The 16,445-nt window shown below is 60.4% G+C and carries 15 protein-coding genes; 8 read left to right on the top strand and 7 right to left on the bottom strand.

The features are described from left to right. Positions 1–171 precede the first annotated feature (171 nt). Positions 172–2,310: a catalase HPII gene (gene katE / locus AB7M25_RS00295; RefSeq protein ID WP_454236863.1), complete on the top strand. Its 2,139-nt coding sequence runs from the start codon at positions 172–174 to the stop codon at positions 2,308–2,310. A 106-nt stretch (positions 2,311–2,416) separates the two neighbouring features. Here the strand turns inward: katE and AB7M25_RS00290 are convergent, their stop codons facing one another. The 4 genes from AB7M25_RS00290 to zur are packed head-to-tail and all read right to left on the bottom strand — an operon-like array spanning position 2,417 to position 5,219. Then, positions 2,417–3,133 (bottom strand): PA5502 family lipoprotein, encoded by a 717-nt coding sequence (locus AB7M25_RS00290; protein ID WP_429560949.1) that lies wholly within the window; start codon positions 3,131–3,133, stop codon positions 2,417–2,419. Positions 3,134–3,170: 37 nt separating this feature from the next. After that, positions 3,171–3,959: a zinc ABC transporter permease subunit ZnuB gene (gene znuB, locus AB7M25_RS00285; RefSeq protein WP_015092904.1), complete on the bottom strand. Its 789-nt coding sequence runs from the start codon at positions 3,957–3,959 to the stop codon at positions 3,171–3,173. Further along, on the bottom strand, positions 3,952–4,737 hold the full coding sequence (gene znuC / locus AB7M25_RS00280) for a zinc ABC transporter ATP-binding protein ZnuC (protein WP_095967855.1): 786 nt from the start codon (positions 4,735–4,737) through the stop codon (positions 3,952–3,954). Before znuC ends, znuB begins: the two co-directional genes overlap by 8 nt. Next, complete coding sequence (gene zur, locus AB7M25_RS00275; protein ID WP_429389721.1) at positions 4,737–5,219, bottom strand: zinc uptake transcriptional repressor Zur; 483 nt, start codon at positions 5,217–5,219, stop codon at positions 4,737–4,739. The genes znuC and zur overlap by 1 nt, the downstream gene beginning before the upstream one ends. 66 nt (positions 5,220–5,285) lie before the next feature. Here zur and AB7M25_RS00270 point away from each other — a divergent pair, with 66 nt between their 5' ends. Further along, entirely contained in the window at positions 5,286–6,206 is a 921-nt protein-coding gene (locus AB7M25_RS00270; RefSeq protein WP_454236862.1) for a zinc ABC transporter substrate-binding protein, read from the top strand. A gap of 88 nt (positions 6,207–6,294) precedes the next feature. On the opposite strand, the gene AB7M25_RS00265 is transcribed toward AB7M25_RS00270, so the two are convergent. Both AB7M25_RS00265 and AB7M25_RS00260 read right to left on the bottom strand, forming a co-directional pair. Further along, positions 6,295–7,245 (bottom strand): homoserine kinase, encoded by a 951-nt coding sequence (locus tag AB7M25_RS00265; protein ID WP_429560948.1) that lies wholly within the window; start codon positions 7,243–7,245, stop codon positions 6,295–6,297. A gap of 60 nt (positions 7,246–7,305) precedes the next feature. Continuing rightward, positions 7,306–7,593, bottom strand: a complete 288-nt coding sequence (locus tag AB7M25_RS00260; RefSeq protein ID WP_104450417.1) for a DUF2782 domain-containing protein — start codon at positions 7,591–7,593, stop codon at positions 7,306–7,308. Between the two features lie 74 nt (positions 7,594–7,667). On the opposite strand from AB7M25_RS00260, the gene polA reads away from it, so the two are divergent. Further along, positions 7,668–10,472: a DNA polymerase I gene (gene polA, locus AB7M25_RS00255; protein ID WP_454236861.1), complete on the top strand. Its 2,805-nt coding sequence runs from the start codon at positions 7,668–7,670 to the stop codon at positions 10,470–10,472. 436 nt (positions 10,473–10,908) lie between these two features. Here the strand turns inward: polA and yihA are convergent, their stop codons facing one another. Next, complete coding sequence (gene yihA / locus AB7M25_RS00250; RefSeq protein ID WP_429389714.1) at positions 10,909–11,553, bottom strand: ribosome biogenesis GTP-binding protein YihA/YsxC; 645 nt, start codon at positions 11,551–11,553, stop codon at positions 10,909–10,911. Positions 11,554–11,744: 191 nt separating this feature from the next. On the opposite strand from yihA, the gene AB7M25_RS00245 reads away from it, so the two are divergent. From AB7M25_RS00245 to AB7M25_RS00225, 5 genes are all read left to right on the top strand, one after another. Then, complete coding sequence (locus AB7M25_RS00245) at positions 11,745–12,035, top strand: c-type cytochrome (protein ID WP_104450419.1); 291 nt, start codon at positions 11,745–11,747, stop codon at positions 12,033–12,035. A gap of 45 nt (positions 12,036–12,080) precedes the next feature. Further along, positions 12,081–12,710 (top strand): c-type cytochrome, encoded by a 630-nt coding sequence (locus tag AB7M25_RS00240; RefSeq protein WP_429389712.1) that lies wholly within the window; start codon positions 12,081–12,083, stop codon positions 12,708–12,710. Positions 12,711–12,909: 199 nt separating this feature from the next. Beyond that, on the top strand, positions 12,910–13,551 hold the full coding sequence (locus AB7M25_RS00235; protein ID WP_429389710.1) for a thiol:disulfide interchange protein DsbA/DsbL: 642 nt from the start codon (positions 12,910–12,912) through the stop codon (positions 13,549–13,551). A 14-nt stretch (positions 13,552–13,565) separates the two neighbouring features. Further along, a complete protein-coding gene (locus AB7M25_RS00230; RefSeq protein ID WP_429389709.1) occupies positions 13,566–14,444 on the top strand; it encodes an endonuclease/exonuclease/phosphatase family protein in 879 nt (292 codons plus the stop codon). Then, the gene (locus tag AB7M25_RS00225; RefSeq protein WP_429560946.1) at positions 14,441–16,435 is read left to right on the top strand and encodes a GGDEF domain-containing protein; all 1,995 of its coding nucleotides are present in this window, start codon (positions 14,441–14,443) and stop codon (positions 16,433–16,435) included. Before AB7M25_RS00230 ends, AB7M25_RS00225 begins: the two co-directional genes overlap by 4 nt. Positions 16,436–16,445: the final 10 nt, after the last annotated feature.

Genomic DNA, 16,445 nt, shown 5'->3' with positions numbered 1-16,445 from the left:
GTTAGCCGGGCGCGCATTTTAGCCTGTCCGTATAGAGGTTCTTAGCATTTATTTCGCATTTGTCCTGTCATTTGGCAATAACGCGATCAAAGGTCAGAAAAAAGGAACGGCTGAATAAGCTCGTCAGTCACTACTTAGGCCATTGGAATATGCCTGAGGAGTTCACGCCCGATGAATACCAAGAAGCCTGCCGCCACCAAGAGCGTCCTGGCCGGGACCGATACCCCGGACCGCCACAACACCAACGCCAAGCTCGACAGCCTGGAAACATTTCGCTCCGATGCCACTGAGCAGGCCTTGCGCACCAATCAGGGCGTGAAGGTGGCGGACAACCAGAACACCCTGAAGGCCGGGGCTCGCGGACCGTCGCTGCTGGAAGACTTCATCATGCGTGAAAAGATCACGCATTTTGATCACGAGCGCATTCCCGAACGCATCGTTCACGCTCGCGGCACCGGCGCCCATGGTTATTTCCAGAGCTATGAAAACCACTCGGTGCTGACCAAGGCCGGTTTCCTGCAGGACCCCGCAAAGAAAACCCCGGTGTTCGTGCGCTTTTCCACGGTACAGGGGCCGCGAGGGTCGGGCGATACCGTGCGTGATGTGCGGGGTTTCGCCGTGAAGTTCTTCACCGACGAAGGCAACTTCGACCTGGTGGGCAACAACATGCCGGTGTTCTTCATACAGGATGCGATCAAGTTTCCCGACTTCGTGCACGCGGTCAAACCCGAGCCGCATAACGAGATCCCTACCGGTGGCTCGGCCCACGACACGTTCTGGGACTTCGTTTCGCTGGTGCCGGAGTCGGCGCACATGGTGATGTGGGCAATGTCCGACCGGGCGATCCCGAAAAGCCTGCGCAGCATGCAGGGCTTCGGCGTGCACACCTTTCGCCTGATCAATGCCGAGGGCAAGTCGCGCTTCGTTAAATTCCACTGGCGCCCTACGGCCGGCACTTGCTCCCTGGTGTGGGACGAAGCGCAGAAGCTTGCGGGAAAGGACGCCGACTACCATCGGCGTGATCTGTGGGAGTCGATTGAGATCGGCGACTACCCGGAATGGGAGTTGGGGGTGCAGGTCATCGAAGAGGAAAATGAACACGCCTTCGATTTCGACATTCTCGACCCGACCAAGCTGATCCCCGAAGAACTCGTACCCATCACGCCGCTGGGCAAGATGGTGCTGAACCGCAACCCGGACAACTTCTTCGCCGAAACCGAGCAGGTCGCCTTCTGCCCCGGGCATATCGTTCCGGGGATCGATTTCTCCAACGACCCCCTGCTGCAAGGTCGATTGTTTTCCTACACCGACACGCAAATCAGCCGACTCGGCGGGCCGAACTTTCACGAGATCCCGATCAACCGTCCGGTGTCGCCGTTCCACAACGGTCAGCGGGATGCGCAGCACCGCACCACCATCGACAAGGGACGTGCGTCTTATGAGCCGAACTCCATCGATGGCGGCTGGCCAAAGGAAACACCTGTTTCGGCGCAGGATGGGGGATTCGAGAGTTATCCGGAGCGCATCGACGCCAACAAGATTCGCCAGCGCAGCGAGTCGTTCGCCGACCACTTCTCCCAGGCTCGCTTGTTTTTCCACAGCATGAGTGAGCATGAGCGGGAGCACATCATCTCGGCCTACAGCTTTGAGTTGGGCAAGGTTGAGCGTGAGGCGATCCGCGCCCGGGAAGTGAACGAAATTCTCGCCAACATCGATCTGGAGTTGGCCAAGCGCGTGGCGCAGAACCTTGGATTGCCTGCGCCGGCTCGAGGAACCGTCGAGGTGCGTAAAACCGCACCGGATCACTCTCCGGCATTGAGCCAGGCCAATCTGTTGCCGGAGAACATCAAGACGCGAAAAGTCGCGATTCTGGCGGCCAATGGCGTTGATAGCGCTGCGATTGATGCGATGAAGAAAGCGCTTGCAGCAGAGGGGGCTCACGCGAAATTACTGGGGCCGACCTCTGCACCCGTGAAAACCGTCGATGGCAAAACTCTGCCTGTCGATGCTTCGATGGAGGGCTCGCCGTCGGTGGCATTCGACGCGGTGTTCGTGCCGGGCGGAGCCGCCTCGATCAAGGCGCTGAGTACGGACGGCGTGGCGTTGCATTACCTGCTGGAGGCATACAAACATCTCAAGGCTATCGCCTTGCAGGGTGAAGCGAAGCAGTTGCTGGATGTATTGAAGCTGGAGGCTGATGCGGGATTGATCGTGGGAACGGATGCGAAGTTGATCAAAGGGTTTTTCGCCGCGATCGGGCAGCATCGGGTCTGGGACAGGGAGGCGAAGGCCAGGGCGATTCCGGCCTGAATACGTTTATGGCCAGAAAGGCCGCCTTCGCGAGCAAGCCCGCTCCCACATTGGATCTGTGCCCGCCACAGAACTCCTGTGGGAGCGGGCTTGCTCGCGAAGCTTTTTAGGGTTTACGCGGACTCAGAACCATCTGCGCCGGAACACTGCGCAAAATCTGCCGCTCCAGCTTCAGGTCAAACTCGGGATCGAGTTTTTTCACCCGTTTTGTCAGCAATGTCGCCAGCCAAGGGTAATCATTGGTGCGTGGAGCCTGAATACTCACGTCGCACTGAAAATTCACCACATCGGCGGCGATGGCATCCAGTTGGCGACGCAGTTTGCCCATATCGTTGATATTCAGCGAGACCGTAGTGCTTTCAGCCGTCAGATCGATGACCTTGGCTTTTGGCTTGGCTTCGGCAGCCTTCAGGGCCGCTTCGGCTTTTTCCAGCTCGGCCTTGCGCGCCTGGGCTATCGAGCCGTTGACTCCGCCGGTCAGTGCCGGAGCCTTGGGCATCAACGCGCGGGCACGGCTCAGGGCGGTCGCAGCGGCATCCACATCACCCTTTTGCAGCACGATCTGGCTGCGGCGCAGATAGGCTTCGGCCAGCTGCCGCTGGTACTGCTCAAGAGACGCATCGTTGGGCGATTCGGTCTGCAAGGCCGCCAATTGGTCTTCGGCGGTGGCCAGTTCATCGCTGGCGATGTTTTGTTCCAGCTGTACGATGGCCGTGGCCCGCGCATTGGCGGCCTCGGTGGCCGCCGGTGGCGTGCTTTGGCAGGCGCCCAGCAGCAAAGAAAATGCGACAAGGAGCAGATAACGGGAGGCGAACGACTTCATTCCTGCGACTCTCTATTTGCGCAAAAAACGAGCAAGTCTACACCCCTCGACGGGGCAGAACAAAACTCAGCAGAAACAGCGCGGCGGCTGCCACCACAATCGATGGACCGGCCGGGGTGTCCTTGAACCAGGACAACGCCAGCCCGCCACACACGGCGAGTATGCCCAGCAGGCTCGCACCCAGTGCCATCTGCTCCGGCGAGCGGGCGTGACGTTGTGCCGCAGCCGCCGGGATGATCAGCAGCGAAGTGATCAGTAACACGCCGACGATTTTCATCGCCACGGCAATCACCACGGCGATCAGCAGCATCAGCGCCAGGCGCAATCCGGCCACCGGAAGGCCTTCGACCCTGGCCAGTTCTTCATGCACCGTGATCGCCAGCAATGGCCGCCACAATGCAACCAGCAAGGCCAGCACGGCTGCGCTGCCGCCAAGAATCCAGGCCAGATCGGTTGGACTGATTGCCAGCAGGTCACCAAACAGATAGGCCATCAGGTCGATCCGCACTTCGTGCATGAAGCTTAGTACCACCAGGCCCAGAGAGAGCGTGCTGGGTGCGAGAATTCCCAAAAGCGTGTCGGATGCCAAGGGCTGGCGTTGTTGCAAGGTCACCAGTAACACCGCCAGCAGCAGGCAGCCAACGGTGACGGCAACCGTCGGGCTGACATCCAGCAGGAAGCCCAGGGCCACGCCGAGCAATGCCGCGTGGGACAGGGTGTCGCCAAAATAAGCCATGCGCCGCCAGACCACGAAAGACCCCAGCGGTCCTGCGACAACGGCCAGGGCCAGGCCTGCAAGCAGGGCGTAGAGCAGAAAATCAGCCATGCTTGCAGCCATCTCCGTGAACATGGGGTTGGCCCGATGCGGGCGCCTTGACCACCGAGCCATGCAAGTCGTGGGCGTGGTCGTGATGGTGGTGATAAATCGCCAGGCTTTGTGCGTTTTTTCCGAACAGCTCGACGAACGCCGGATCGCCGCTGACCTGCTCGGGATGGCCTGAGCAGCAGACGTGACGATTGAGGCAAACCACCTGATCCGTGGTACTCATCACCAGATGCAAATCGTGGGAGACCATCAGCACACCGCAACCGTGACGGTCGCGCAGGCGGGTGATCAGGCTGTACAGCTCAGCCTGGCCGGCCACGTCGACACCCTGTACCGGTTCGTCGAGTACCAGCAGTTCCGGTTCGCGCAACAAGGCCCGGGCCAGCAATACGCGTTGCATTTCGCCACCGGAAACGCTTTGCACCGGGCTGTCGATGACCTGTTCGGCGCCCACTTCCTTGAGTGCCGCCAAGGCCATCGCGCGGTCTACGCCCGGCACCAGGCGCAGGAAGCGCAATACCGACAGCGGCAGGGTCGGGTCGACATGGAGTTTTTGCGGCATGTAGCCGACCCGCAGTTTCGGCTTGCGCCAGACGTTGCCGCTGTCGGGTTTCAACAGACCGAGTACGGCACGTACCAGTGTGGTTTTGCCGGCGCCATTGGGGCCGATCAGGGTCACGATCTGCCCCGGCTCGACACTCAGCTCAATGTTGTCCAGCACCGGTTGCCCGGCGAACGTGACGGCAACCTGCTCTAGACGGATCAGCGCGTTGCTCATCAAGCCCCCTGGCAACCCGAGCACAAACCGACCACTTCGACGGTCTGGCCTTCGACGATAAACCCGACATCCCTGGCGCTGGCGATGATCGCGTCGCTGATGGACTTCTGCTCGAGCTCGATGGCGGCGTGGCACACACGGCAGATCAGGAACTGACCCTGGTGTGCATGTTCCGGATGATTGCAGCCGACGAAGGCGTTGAGCGAGGAAATCCGATGGACCAGGCCGTTTTCCAGCAGGAAGTCCAGCGCGCGGTAAACCGTCGGCGGCGCGGCGCGGCGACCGTCCTGTTCACTGAGGACCGCAAGAATGTCATAGGCCCCCAGCGGCTTGTGGCTTTGCCACACCAGTTCCAGCACCCGCCGGCGCAATGCGGTCAGGCGCAGGCCTTGACGAGCGCACAGGGCATCGGCCTCGGACAAAGCGCTGTGAACGCAATGCGAGTGGTCGTGGGGGCGGCTGGCAATCGGTGTTTTTAGCATGAGCGGCGACGAGTTTTGTGAGAGACGTTATTATGTTACCCGTTCTCGCCTCTTCGAGTGGTCATCGTGTCCCGTCTTTTTTCTATCTTTGTCGCATTTTTCGCAAGTTTTCTGCTGATCGGTCCGGCGCAGGCCGATGTCAAGGTCCTCACCAGCATCAAGCCACTGCAGTTGATCGCCGCAGCGGTGCAGGACGGCGTGGCGATTCCTGAGGTCTTGCTGCCACCGGGTGCCTCGCCGCACAACTATGCGCTGCGCCCTTCCGACGTACGCAAGGTGCAATCGGTGGACCTGCTGTACTGGATCGGCGCGGACATGGAAGGTTTCCTGCCTCGCGTGCTCAATGGTCGTACGCTGCCCAGCGTCGCCGTGCAGGATTTGCCAGGCATGAAACTGCGCCGTTTTGCCGAAGATAGCCACTCCCACGCCGAAGAAGCCGACGATCACGACCACGATCATCGCCCAGGCAGCCTGGATGCACATTTGTGGCTGTCGCCAGTCAACGCCCGGGTCATCGCCACGAAAATGGCGACTGACCTGAGTGCCGCCGACCCTGACAATGCCGTGCGCTATCAGGCCAACCTGAAAGCCTTCGACGAGCGTCTCGAGGCGTTGGATGCGCGCCTGAAGAAGCGCCTGGCCGATGTTCAGGGCAAGCCTTACTTCGTGTTCCACGAAGCGTTCGATTACTTCGAAGACGCCTACGGCCTCAAGCACGTGGGTGTGTTCAGCGTTGCGGCCGAAGTGCAACCCGGTGCCCAGCATGTCGCGGCGATGCGCGCGCGCTTGCAGGAAGTCGGCAAGACCTGCGTGTTCAGCGAACCACCGCTGCGTCCGCGCCTGGCGGAAACCCTGGTGGCGGGTTTGCCGGTGAAGCTGGCGGAACTGGATGCGTTGGGCGGGTACACGCCGGCGACGGCCCAGGGCTATGAGCAGGTGCTGGAGAAATTGGGGAATGATCTGGCGGGGTGCCTGGAGTCGTTGTAGCCCCGTACCCGTAGGAGCCGGCTTGCCGGCGATAGCGTCCTGAAGTGCGCCCTCGCCGGCAAGCCGGCTCCTACAAATGTGATTCACATTAAAGGGCGAAAGGCAACGGCGTATTGACCGTCTGCCGCTGTGCCAGGCGCAGCTGGAACTCCATCGGATCGTGAATCAACACGTCCTGCCCGGCGAACGACTCCGCCGCGATCAAGCGTGACAACCAGAACCGTACGCAAGCCACCCGCAGCATGGTTGGCCACAACTCGGCTTCGGCAGCGGTGAACGGTCGCAAGGCCGCATAAGCGCCCAGCAAGGCCCGTGCTCGTGGTCCATCGATCACGCCCTCGTCGTCCGAGCACCAGTCGTTCAAGGCAATCGCCACGTCGTAGAGCATCGGCCCGGAGCAGGCGTTGTAGAAGTCGATCAGTCCGGTCAGGTGTGTGCCTTCGAACATCGCGTTGTCGCGGAACAGGTCGGCGTGAATGTTCGCCCGCGGCAGAGCGAGGATTTTTTCTTTCTGTTGGGTGATTTCTTCCAGCGCCCGTTGCAGCAGGTCTTTCTGTTCGGCACCGAGGTGCGACAGGAACTGCGTGCCCTCCTCCAGCATCCAGTCCAGGCCGCGATCGGTTTTGCGCTTGATCATGTTGGCCTGGGTCGCCAGGTGCAGATGACCGAGCAACTCACCGACCTGCGCGCAATGTTGCGCATTGGCTTGCTTGATGTGCTTGCCGGCCAGGCGTGGTTGCAGCAACGCAGGTTTGCCCGCCAGTTCGCGCAAGGCCACGCCGTCCGTGGTGCGCAGGGCATAAGGCACTGGCAGGTCGGCGCCGTGCAGCACGTCGAGCAGCTCGATGAAGAACGGCATTTCCTGAACCGGACCGCGCTCGACCAGGGTCAGGACAAATTCGCCCTGCTCCAGGCTGATAAAGAAATTGGTGTTTTCGCTACCGGCGGCAATCCCCTGGAAATCAAGCAGGCGGCCGAGGCCATAAGGGGCGAGAAAAGCTTCCAGCTCGGGCCGAGCCAGGGGGGTGAACACAGACATGTTTAAACTGCCAGTACGGGCGCCGCTGTTGAGCCAGCGCCGATTAAAGTTAAGGACGACTTACCACTTAAAAATTTCCCACGCCGGAATCAGCATATCCGGGTAATCAGAGCGGATGAAGTTACCTTCTGATCCGTCGGCACGTACCAGGAAATACGGCTTGCCGCCCTTGGGCGTGACTTTGATCGCATACAGAAAACCGTTTTGGCGGTATTCCTGGATGAGCTTGTCCCCTTCCGTGCGGATCGTGACATCTGGCTCCGGTGTCGGCGCATCGTCCGCCGCCATGACGGCCAATGGGGCGATTGCAAACAAGCCAGCCAGCAACAGGCGATTTAGTGTGCGCATGATAACCTTGTCCCTTTGTCGTCAACGGTCCCGCTATTCTAGCGCCGGACCCGCCGAAAAGGTTGATCCTGCTCATGAGCCAAGCCCCCCTCGTCCTGGTGGACGGTTCTTCTTACCTGTACCGCGCCTTTCACGCGCTGCCACCGCTGACCACGTCCAAAGGCCTGCCGACCGGTGCGGTCAAGGGCGTGTTGAACATGCTCAAGAGCCTGCGCAAGCAATATCCGAACAGTCCGTTCGCCGTGGTGTTCGACGCCAAGGGTGGGACTTTTCGCGATGACATGTACGCCGAATACAAGGCCAACCGTCCGAGTATGCCTGACGACATGCGCGTGCAGATCGAGCCGCTGCACCAGAGCGTGATCGCCCTGGGCTTCCCGCTGCTGTGCGTCGAAGGCGTCGAGGCTGATGACGTGATCGGCACCCTGGCCCGCAGCAGCGCGGCGGCGGATCGTCCGGTGATCATCTCCACGGGCGACAAGGATATGGCGCAACTGGTCGATGGTCACATTACCTTGGTCAACACCATGACCGGAAGCAGCATGGACGTGGAGGGCGTGAAGGAGAAATTCGGCGTCGCTCCGGAGCAGATCATCGATTATCTGGCGCTCATGGGCGATTCTTCCGACAACATTCCGGGTGTTCCGGGGATTGGCCCGAAGACAGCTTCAGGCCTGCTGGTCGGTGTGAACGGCGGTCTGACCGAGCTCTATGCGCAGCTCGACATCGTGCCGACACTGCCGATTCGTGGTGCCAAGACTCTGCCGGCCAAGCTCGAAGAGCACAAGGAAATGGCTTTCCTGTCCTATCAGTTGGCGACCATCAAGGTCGACGTGCCGCTGGACATTGGCCTCGACGACTTGCAAATGGGCGCGGAAGATCCGGCGAAACTCTACGAGTTGTACAGCCTGCTGGAGTTCAAGAGCTGGCTGAACGACCTTGATCGCGACGCCAAACGCCTGGAACTGAGCGCTGCCGCCGAGCCTGCACCGGCCGCGGATCTGTTCAGCGAACCAGAGGCCGAAGCACCGGTCGCCGCTGCTGAAGCCGCCTACGAAACCATCCTCGATCAGGCGCGTTTCGATGCCTGGCTGGAAAAGCTGAACAACGCCAAGCTGTTGGCCTTCGACACTGAAACCACCGGCATTGACGCGCAGCAGGCGCAACTGGTGGGTCTGTCGTTCGCGGTTCAGGCTAACGAAGCGGCCTACATCCCGTTGACCCATTCCTACATCGGCGTGCCGCAGCAGCTGGACCGCGACACGGTCCTGCGCGCGCTCAAGCCGATTCTGGAAGACCCGAACAAGCTCAAGGTCGGCCAGCACGCCAAGTTCGACATGAACATCCTGGCCAACTGCGCCATCGGCGGCGTACAGGACAACGGCATCACCGTACGCGGCATCGCCTTCGACACCATGCTCGAGTCCTACGTGCTCAACTCAACGGCCACGCGCCATGACATGGACAGCCTGGCGCAGAAGTATCTGGACCACACCACGGTGAGTTTCCAGGACATCGCCGGCAAGGGCGTGAAACAGCTGACGTTCGATCAGATCGCCCTTGAGCAGGCCGGGCCTTACGCCGCCGAAGATGCGGACATCACCCTGCGTCTGCACCAGGCCCTGTTCGAAAAACTCTCGGCCATTCCGAGCCTGGCCAGCGTGCTGACCGACATCGAAATCCCGTTGGTGCCGGTGCTGGCGCGCATCGAGCGCCAGGGCGCATTCGTCGACGCCGCCCTGCTGGGTGTGCAAAGCATCGAACTGGGCGACAAGATGGTCGCACTTGAACGCGAAGCCTTCGAGATTGCCGGCGAGGAATTCAACCTCGGTTCGCCCAAGCAGCTCGGCGTGATCCTGTACGAGAAACTCGGCCTGCCGGTGCTGAAAAAAACTGCCAAGGGTCAGCCGTCCACCGCCGAAGAAGTGCTGGCCAAGCTGGCGGAAGACGACTACCGATTGCCGAAAGTGCTCATGGAATATCGCTCCATGAGCAAGCTGAAAAGCACCTACACCGATCGTTTGCCGGAGCAGATCAACCCGCGCACCGGTCGGATCCATACGTCGTACCACCAGGCTGTCGCCTCCACCGGGCGCCTGTCCTCCAGCGATCCGAACCTGCAGAACATCCCGGTGCGCACCGCCGAAGGGCGCCGTATCCGCCAGGCCTTCGTGGCCCCGGCCGGCTACAAGCTATTGGCGGCGGACTACTCGCAGATCGAGTTGCGGATCATGGCGCACCTGTCACGGGATGAAGGGCTGATGAACGCCTTCCGCCACAATCTGGACGTGCACACCGCGACCGCCGCCGAAGTGTTCAAGGTCGAACTGGCCGACGTGACCTCCGACCAGCGCCGCAGCGCCAAGGCGATCAACTTCGGCCTGATCTACGGCATGGGGGCGCAGAAGCTCGGCAAGGACATCGGCGTCGACACCAAGACCGCCAAGGCCTACATCGATACCTACTTCGCCCGATACCCTGGCGTTCGCCAGTACATGGACCGCACGCGGGCCCAAGCCGCCGAGCAAGGTTATGTCGAGACGTTCTTCGGTCGTCGCCTGTACCTGCCGGACATCAACTCCAACAAGCCGCAAGAACGCGCCGCCGCCGAACGCACGGCGATCAACGCACCGATGCAAGGCACCGCGGCGGACATCATCAAGAAAGCCATGGTCGCGGTGGATAACTGGCTGACCGCGTCCGGCCTCGACGCCAAAGTCATCTTGCAGGTGCACGATGAACTGGTGCTGGAGGTGCGTGAAGACCTGGTCGACCAGGTTCGCGAGGAAATTCGCGTACACATGAGCGAAGCCGCGAAACTGGATGTGCCGTTGCTGGTCGAAGTGGGTGTTGGAAATAACTGGGATGAGGCTCACTGAGCCTTCCTGTAGGAGCGAGCTCGCTCGCGATGGAGTGTCAGGCACATCGATTTCGACTGAAATTCCGTCGCGAGCAAGCTGCTTCCTACGCAAAAATGTCGTGTGCTGCTGCGGCATGGTGCCGCGGCAGAAGAGCGCAAACAGCTTAGTCCGGAAGGCTATCGGAATTATTTCAAAGCTATTTGAAAAAAATCTGAACTAATCTTGCGAAGTACCACTCAGAGGTACTGAATGGCTGGTGAAGCCCTTCGATGCTCCTATGTTGTGTTAAGTGTTGGCAGATATCTGGACTCCGCCCTAGCGGTCTAGAGCTTGAACCCCGGAACTTCTCCCTCCCCATATGAAGTCCGGGGTTTTTTTTGCCTGAAAACTGCCTGTGGCACGCTCATGCTGCGTTAAAAGCGCGGCTGAGCGCACCACAAACAGTTTTTGATTTTTATTGGGCTGCTACCTCGGCGCCCTTGTCCGCCAGCTCCATCCAGCCTGCCAGTACGGTATAGGCTTCTTCCAGGCCCATGCGTTTCGGGGCCGAGAACAGCTGAATCGTCACCAGATCGCCCCAGCCCTTGCGGATTTCCGCCTGAACCTTGAGCAGCGTGTTCTTGGCCGCGCCATAGGTCAGCTTGTCCGCTTTGGTCAGCAGAATGTGCATCGGCATGCCGGCAGCCACGGCCCAATCGAGCATCAGCAGGTCGAAATCGGTCATCGGATGGCGGATGTCCATCATCAGGATCAGGCCTTTCAAACTCTCTCGACCACCCAGGTACGCTTCCAGGTGACGCTGCCAGTGTTGCTTGAGCGGGATCGGTACTTTTGCATAACCGTAGCCCGGCAGGTCGACCAGACGGCGTTCATCGTCTAGCTTGAAGAAATTCAACAGTTGCGTGCGCCCCGGGGTTTTCGAGGTGCGCGCCAGGCTGGCGTGGGTCAGGGTGTTCAAGGCACTCGACTTGCCGGCGTTGGAACGCCCGGCGAAGGCGACTTCGAAGCCCTCGTCATCCGGACATTGGTCGACTTTGGCGGCGCTGAGCATGAAGGTGGACTGTTGGCACAGACCGAGTATGGGATTCTTGAGTTGCATGGGATTTCCGATGTGGGCGGCGCCAGGAATGGGTGCGGCAAGCAGTGTCGCTTCCGTTTCAGTGACGCCAGTATATAATGCCGCAGATTTTGTGTGCGCTTTGTCCCAGCGTAGGATGAAGTTCACGAGAGCGACAGACCTTGATTGCGCACTAGAACGCAGCACGCTCTCAACCCTGAAAAGGTCGTTTTATGACGAAATGGCTGCTAGCTGCCGGTGTCTTGATGCCGCTTTACAGCGCTCAGGCTACACAGGATCCGGAAGCTGTGTACAACCGTGTTTGTGGTGCCTGTCATTCCGGCCAATTACCCATGGCGCCGAAAAAAGGCGATCAGGATGCTTGGACGCCGAGGTTGGCGAAAGGTATGGAGACGCTGGTGCAACACGTGACCCAGGGTTTCAAGGCGATGCCGCCGCGTGGTTTGTGCATGGACTGCAGTGCCGAGGATTACCAAGCCATCATCCATTGGATGAGCGAGTAAGCCCGGTCCATAACTCTTAACCCTTAGCCGTAGTTGGATTAGCTGATGAAGAAATTGATCGTGAGTCTGCTGTTGACCGTGGGCATCTCCGGCATGGCCCATGCTGCAGGTGAGGCAGTACAACCGGGTGATGCAAAAGCCGGTCAGGCCAAAGCCGCCGTCTGTGGCGCCTGCCACGGCCCGGATGGCAACAGCATGGCGCCAAACTTTCCAAAACTGGCGGGTCAGGGTGAACGCTACCTGACCAAGCAATTGCACGACATCAAGTCGGGCAAGCGCACCGTTCTGGAAATGACCGGCCTGCTGACCAACCTGAGCGATCAGGACCTGGCGGATATCGCCGCCTACTTCGCCAGCCAGAAAGGCAGCGTCGGTGCCGCCGATCCTAAAGTCGTCGCTCGCGGTGAAGCCCTGTTCCGTGGTGGTGACCTGGCCAAGGGCCTGCCAGCCTGCACCGGCTGCCACTCGCCAAATGGCGCAGGTAACGCACCAGCGGGCTTCCCGCACCTGGGTGGCCAGCACGCTCAATATGTCGCCAAGCAACTGACCGATTTCCGCAAGGAAGAAGGCGGCCGCACCAACGACGGCGATACCAAACCTATGCAGAGTATTGCCAAGAAGCTGAGCGACGAAGACATCGCCGCGGTTTCCAGCTACATCCAGGGCCTGCACTAAGGCCGGCGGATCGGGCGTTGAACGGGGTACATATCGCCTGCAACGTTAACGCTCGATTAATCCGTTGCAACGAGTATAAAAAGGGTGGCCTTGGCCGCCCTTTTTTGTGGCCGCTGCCGTTACACTACAGAACTCAAGCCCGCCAGGACCTGTCTGAAAACACGTCGCGCGAGGCGAAAAATTTGTCCAGGAGTGAAGCATGCGTAATCTGATCATCAGCGCCGTTTTTGCCGCTGCCAGCCTGTTCGGCATGACTGCCCAGGCCGCTGAAGCCCCCGCCGCACCTTATGTCGAACTGAGCAATCCGGTTCCGGTCGCCGTGCCTGGCAAGATCGAAGTGGTAGAGCTGTTCTGGTACGGCTGCCCGCATTGCTATGCCTTCGAACCCGTGATCAATCCCTGGGTCGAGAAGCTGCCTTCGGACGTGAACTTCGTGCGCATTCCAGCCATGTTCGGTGGCCCGTGGGACGCTCACGGCCAGATGTTCCTGACCCTTGAAGCCATGGGTGTCGAGCACAACGTTCACGCTGCGGTGTTCAACGCGATTCAGAAAGAGCACAAGAAACTGACCGACAAGAATGATATGGCCGACTTCCTCGCTACCCAAGGCGTGGACAAGGACAAGTTTCTTGCGACTTTCGACTCTTTCGCTATCAAGGGCCAGATCGTCAAGGCTCGCGAGCTGGCCAAGAAGTATGAAATCTCCGGCGTTCCAACCATGGTCGTCAACGGCAAGTACCGCTTTGACGTAGGCTCCGCCGGCGGTGCCGAACAGGCCCTGCAACTGGCCGACAAACTGATCGACAAAGAGCGAGCGGCTAACAAGGCTGCCGCCAACTAAGGGCAGTCACTGCCATGCGCCGATGGGGTACTGAACGCATTGTTGGCCTGCATGATCCGCGGGTCAATGAGCATCATCTGGAGTCCACGGGCCTGCCCGCAGACAGTCGTCTGCGCTTGCTCAGTTTCAATATCCAGGTAGGCATCAGCACCGAGCGCTACCGGCATTACCTGACGCGGGGCTGGCAGCATCTGCTGCCGCACACCGGGCGTGCCGACAACCTGCAGAAGATCGGCAATCTGCTGGGCGACTTCGATCTGGTCGCCTTGCAGGAGGCCGATGGTGGCAGCCTGCGTTCAGGCTACGTCAATCAGGTTGAGCATTTGGCCCAGCTCGGCGCCTTCCCCTATTGGTATCAACAACTCAATCGCAATCTCGGCCGCCTGGCCCAGCACAGCAATGGCGTGCTCAGCCGATTGCGCCCGTGGGCCATTGAAGATCATCCGCTGCCGGGCCCAAAGGGGCGCGGAGCCATCCTGGTACGCTTCGGCGAAGGCCCGGAAGCACTGGTGGTCGTCATGATGCACCTGGCGCTGGGCGCCCGTGCGCGCAGCCTGCAACTGGCGTACATCCGCGATCTGATTGGCGACTACAAACACCAGGTACTGATGGGCGACATGAACACCCATGCCAGTGACCTGCTGCAAAATTCCGCGTTGCGCGATCTCGGCCTGCTCGCGCCGCAGATGGAAGCAACGTTCCCCAGCTGGCGTCCACAGCGCTGCCTGGACCATATCCTGCTGAGTCCGAGCCTGACCCTGGAAAAGGTCGAGGTGCTGGCACAGCCCATTTCCGATCACCTGCCGGTCGCGGTAGAGATTCGTCTGCCGGGTTCGCTCACGGCCGATGCATTGCCCGCATTGAGTCCTGCCCTTCGCGGAACCCATGAATGAGCGACGAAACACAGCGCTGGAAAGAGAAATACCTCAAAAGCATCGAACAACAGGAAAAGCTCGAACGTCGCTGGGACGCGCGGCTCGACTTGCTGCGCCGTGGACTGGTGCGCAGCACCCTGGCGGCGGAAGGTACTGACCGCGCGGTTGACCAATGCATGAAGGAAATGCGCGAGGTCGTGCGTACCGACGACATGGACGCCGGCCTGGCCGCGCTGATTCCACGTCTGGAAAAAGCCGTGCTCGACTCCGAACAGCGTCGGGAAACCCGGATCAACCAGACCAGCGCCGCCCTGACCGCACTGGTCACTCAACTGCAAACATTGCCGCTGCCACGGGATGTGAGCCGGCCACTCAAGAGCTTCGCCAAGCAATTGGATGCGCGGGTCAGTCAGGCGCGTGAGATACCCTTGTTGCTCAGCGAGCTGAGCGGCTTGCAAGGCAAGGCCCTGAGCCAGCTGGAAGCCCCGGCGGAGCCTGGTCGGCCGGGCTTGCTCCAGCGGTTGTTCGGCGGTCGTGAAGCAGAAGGGGCGGTGGCATCAACGACGGCTTCTCCTGCGCCGACGGCCCCCGCAGCCGAGAGCCCTGCGGCGGTTATCGAGTCGGCCCCGGTTGCGATTGAGACGGCAACGGCTGAGCGAGTTGCAGAGGGGGCTGCGGCGACCGAGCCAGTCGAGGCTTCCTCTGCTCCGGCGGTCGTGGCCCTGGCACCTGCGGCCGCGCAGCCTCAACCCGCCATGGCAGGCGCGGCAGAAACCGAGTCAGCCGAGAAGCCGACTCCGGAAACACCTCTTGAGTCGCTAGTGAATCCCGACGAGCTGACCGCGCCAGCATCGCCGGATAGCCTGGCCGTGCTTGCGAATCCGACAGCGGAGGTGGTCGCCGCGGATCAGCCTCTACCCGGGCACGACACTTTCTACGCACTCCCGGACTCCCCTGAGCCCTCCTACAGCTCGGTGGCCAGCCACATCGAAGACACGCTGCTGGGGCTGCTCGAAGACCTGACATTGCCCGAGCGTCATCGCCCGCAAGCCGAATCGATGCGCGATCGTCTGAAAAACGGTCTGAACTGGTACGAATTACTCCCGATCCTCGACGACTTCGCCACGTTGATGCTGGCTATTACCGACAGCGGCCAGCATGAGTTCGAAGCCTACCTGCAACGACTGAACGAGCGCCTCGAATCGTTCCAGAGCAACTTGCAGGCCGCCACCGCAGGACACGCCGACAACCGTTCGGCTGCGCGGCAGATGGACACACAGATCCGCGAACAGGTTGATGGCTTGCAAAGCAGCATGCAGGAAGCCGCAGACCTGGAAGATCTCAAGCACGTTCTGGAAAACCATCTCGAAGGCTTGCTGGGCACCATGGACCAGCACCAGAAACAACGCGATGAGCGCGAGCAAGAGGTCGCTGCACGCCTGCACAGCCTGGCCGAGCGCGTCGCCCATATGGAGCAGGAGGCCCAGGGTTACCGTGAGCATCTTGAAGAGCAACGGCAGAAGGCGTTGGTCGACCCGCTGACCGGCCTGCCCAACCGTGCGGCCTGGAGCGAGCGCCTGGATCATGAAGTCAAACAATGGCAGCAACATGGCAATACCCTGTTGCTGGCCATGCTCGACCTCGATCATTTCAAGCGCATCAACGATAACTACGGGCACCTGGCCGGTGACAAGGTGCTGAAGATCATTGCCAGCGTGTTGCGCAAGCGTCTTCGCGGAACGGACTTCATTGCCCGGTTCGGCGGCGAAGAGTTTGTGCTGTTAATGCCATCCACGGTGCCGGCGGCGGGGCTGAAGTTGCTGGAAAGCCTGCGTGCCTCCATCGAGGCCTGTCCATTCCACTTCAAGGGAGAGCCGGTGACCATTACCGTGTCTGGAGGAATGTCGGCGTTCAGGCCGGGTGAGCATAGCGATCAAGTGCTTAAAAGAGCCGATCAGGCGTTGTACCGTGCAAAAAATGCCGGACGCAACCGCGTGGAGCCGGGCTGAAGATTATTTG

This window comes from Pseudomonas sp. AP3_22 TE3818, assembly GCF_053628995.1.
Note: the sequence above shows the minus strand (reverse complement) of the source record. Positions and strands in the feature narration are given on the sequence as shown.

What these genes read in the sequence shown, in the direction of transcription:
- katE (WP_454236863.1), top strand. Translation starts at nt 172, where the DNA reads ATGAATACCAAGAAGCCTGCCGCCACCAAGAGCGTCCTGGCCGGGACC.
- AB7M25_RS00290 (WP_429560949.1), bottom strand. Translation starts at nt 3,133, where the DNA reads ATGAAGTCGTTCGCCTCCCGTTATCTGCTCCTTGTCGCATTTTCTTTG.
- znuB (WP_015092904.1), bottom strand. Translation starts at nt 3,959, where the DNA reads ATGGCTGATTTTCTGCTCTACGCCCTGCTTGCAGGCCTGGCCCTGGCC.
- znuC (WP_095967855.1), bottom strand. Translation starts at nt 4,737, where the DNA reads ATGAGCAACGCGCTGATCCGTCTAGAGCAGGTTGCCGTCACGTTCGCC.
- zur (WP_429389721.1), bottom strand. Translation starts at nt 5,219, where the DNA reads ATGCTAAAAACACCGATTGCCAGCCGCCCCCACGACCACTCGCATTGC.
- AB7M25_RS00265 (WP_429560948.1), bottom strand. Translation starts at nt 7,245, where the DNA reads ATGTCTGTGTTCACCCCCCTGGCTCGGCCCGAGCTGGAAGCTTTTCTC.
- AB7M25_RS00260 (WP_104450417.1), bottom strand. Translation starts at nt 7,593, where the DNA reads ATGCGCACACTAAATCGCCTGTTGCTGGCTGGCTTGTTTGCAATCGCC.
- polA (WP_454236861.1), top strand. Translation starts at nt 7,668, where the DNA reads ATGAGCCAAGCCCCCCTCGTCCTGGTGGACGGTTCTTCTTACCTGTAC.
- yihA (WP_429389714.1), bottom strand. Translation starts at nt 11,553, where the DNA reads ATGCAACTCAAGAATCCCATACTCGGTCTGTGCCAACAGTCCACCTTC.
- AB7M25_RS00245 (WP_104450419.1), top strand. Translation starts at nt 11,745, where the DNA reads ATGACGAAATGGCTGCTAGCTGCCGGTGTCTTGATGCCGCTTTACAGC.
- AB7M25_RS00240 (WP_429389712.1), top strand. Translation starts at nt 12,081, where the DNA reads ATGAAGAAATTGATCGTGAGTCTGCTGTTGACCGTGGGCATCTCCGGC.
- AB7M25_RS00235 (WP_429389710.1), top strand. Translation starts at nt 12,910, where the DNA reads ATGCGTAATCTGATCATCAGCGCCGTTTTTGCCGCTGCCAGCCTGTTC.
- AB7M25_RS00230 (WP_429389709.1), top strand. Translation starts at nt 13,566, where the DNA reads ATGCGCCGATGGGGTACTGAACGCATTGTTGGCCTGCATGATCCGCGG.
- AB7M25_RS00225 (WP_429560946.1), top strand. Translation starts at nt 14,441, where the DNA reads ATGAGCGACGAAACACAGCGCTGGAAAGAGAAATACCTCAAAAGCATC.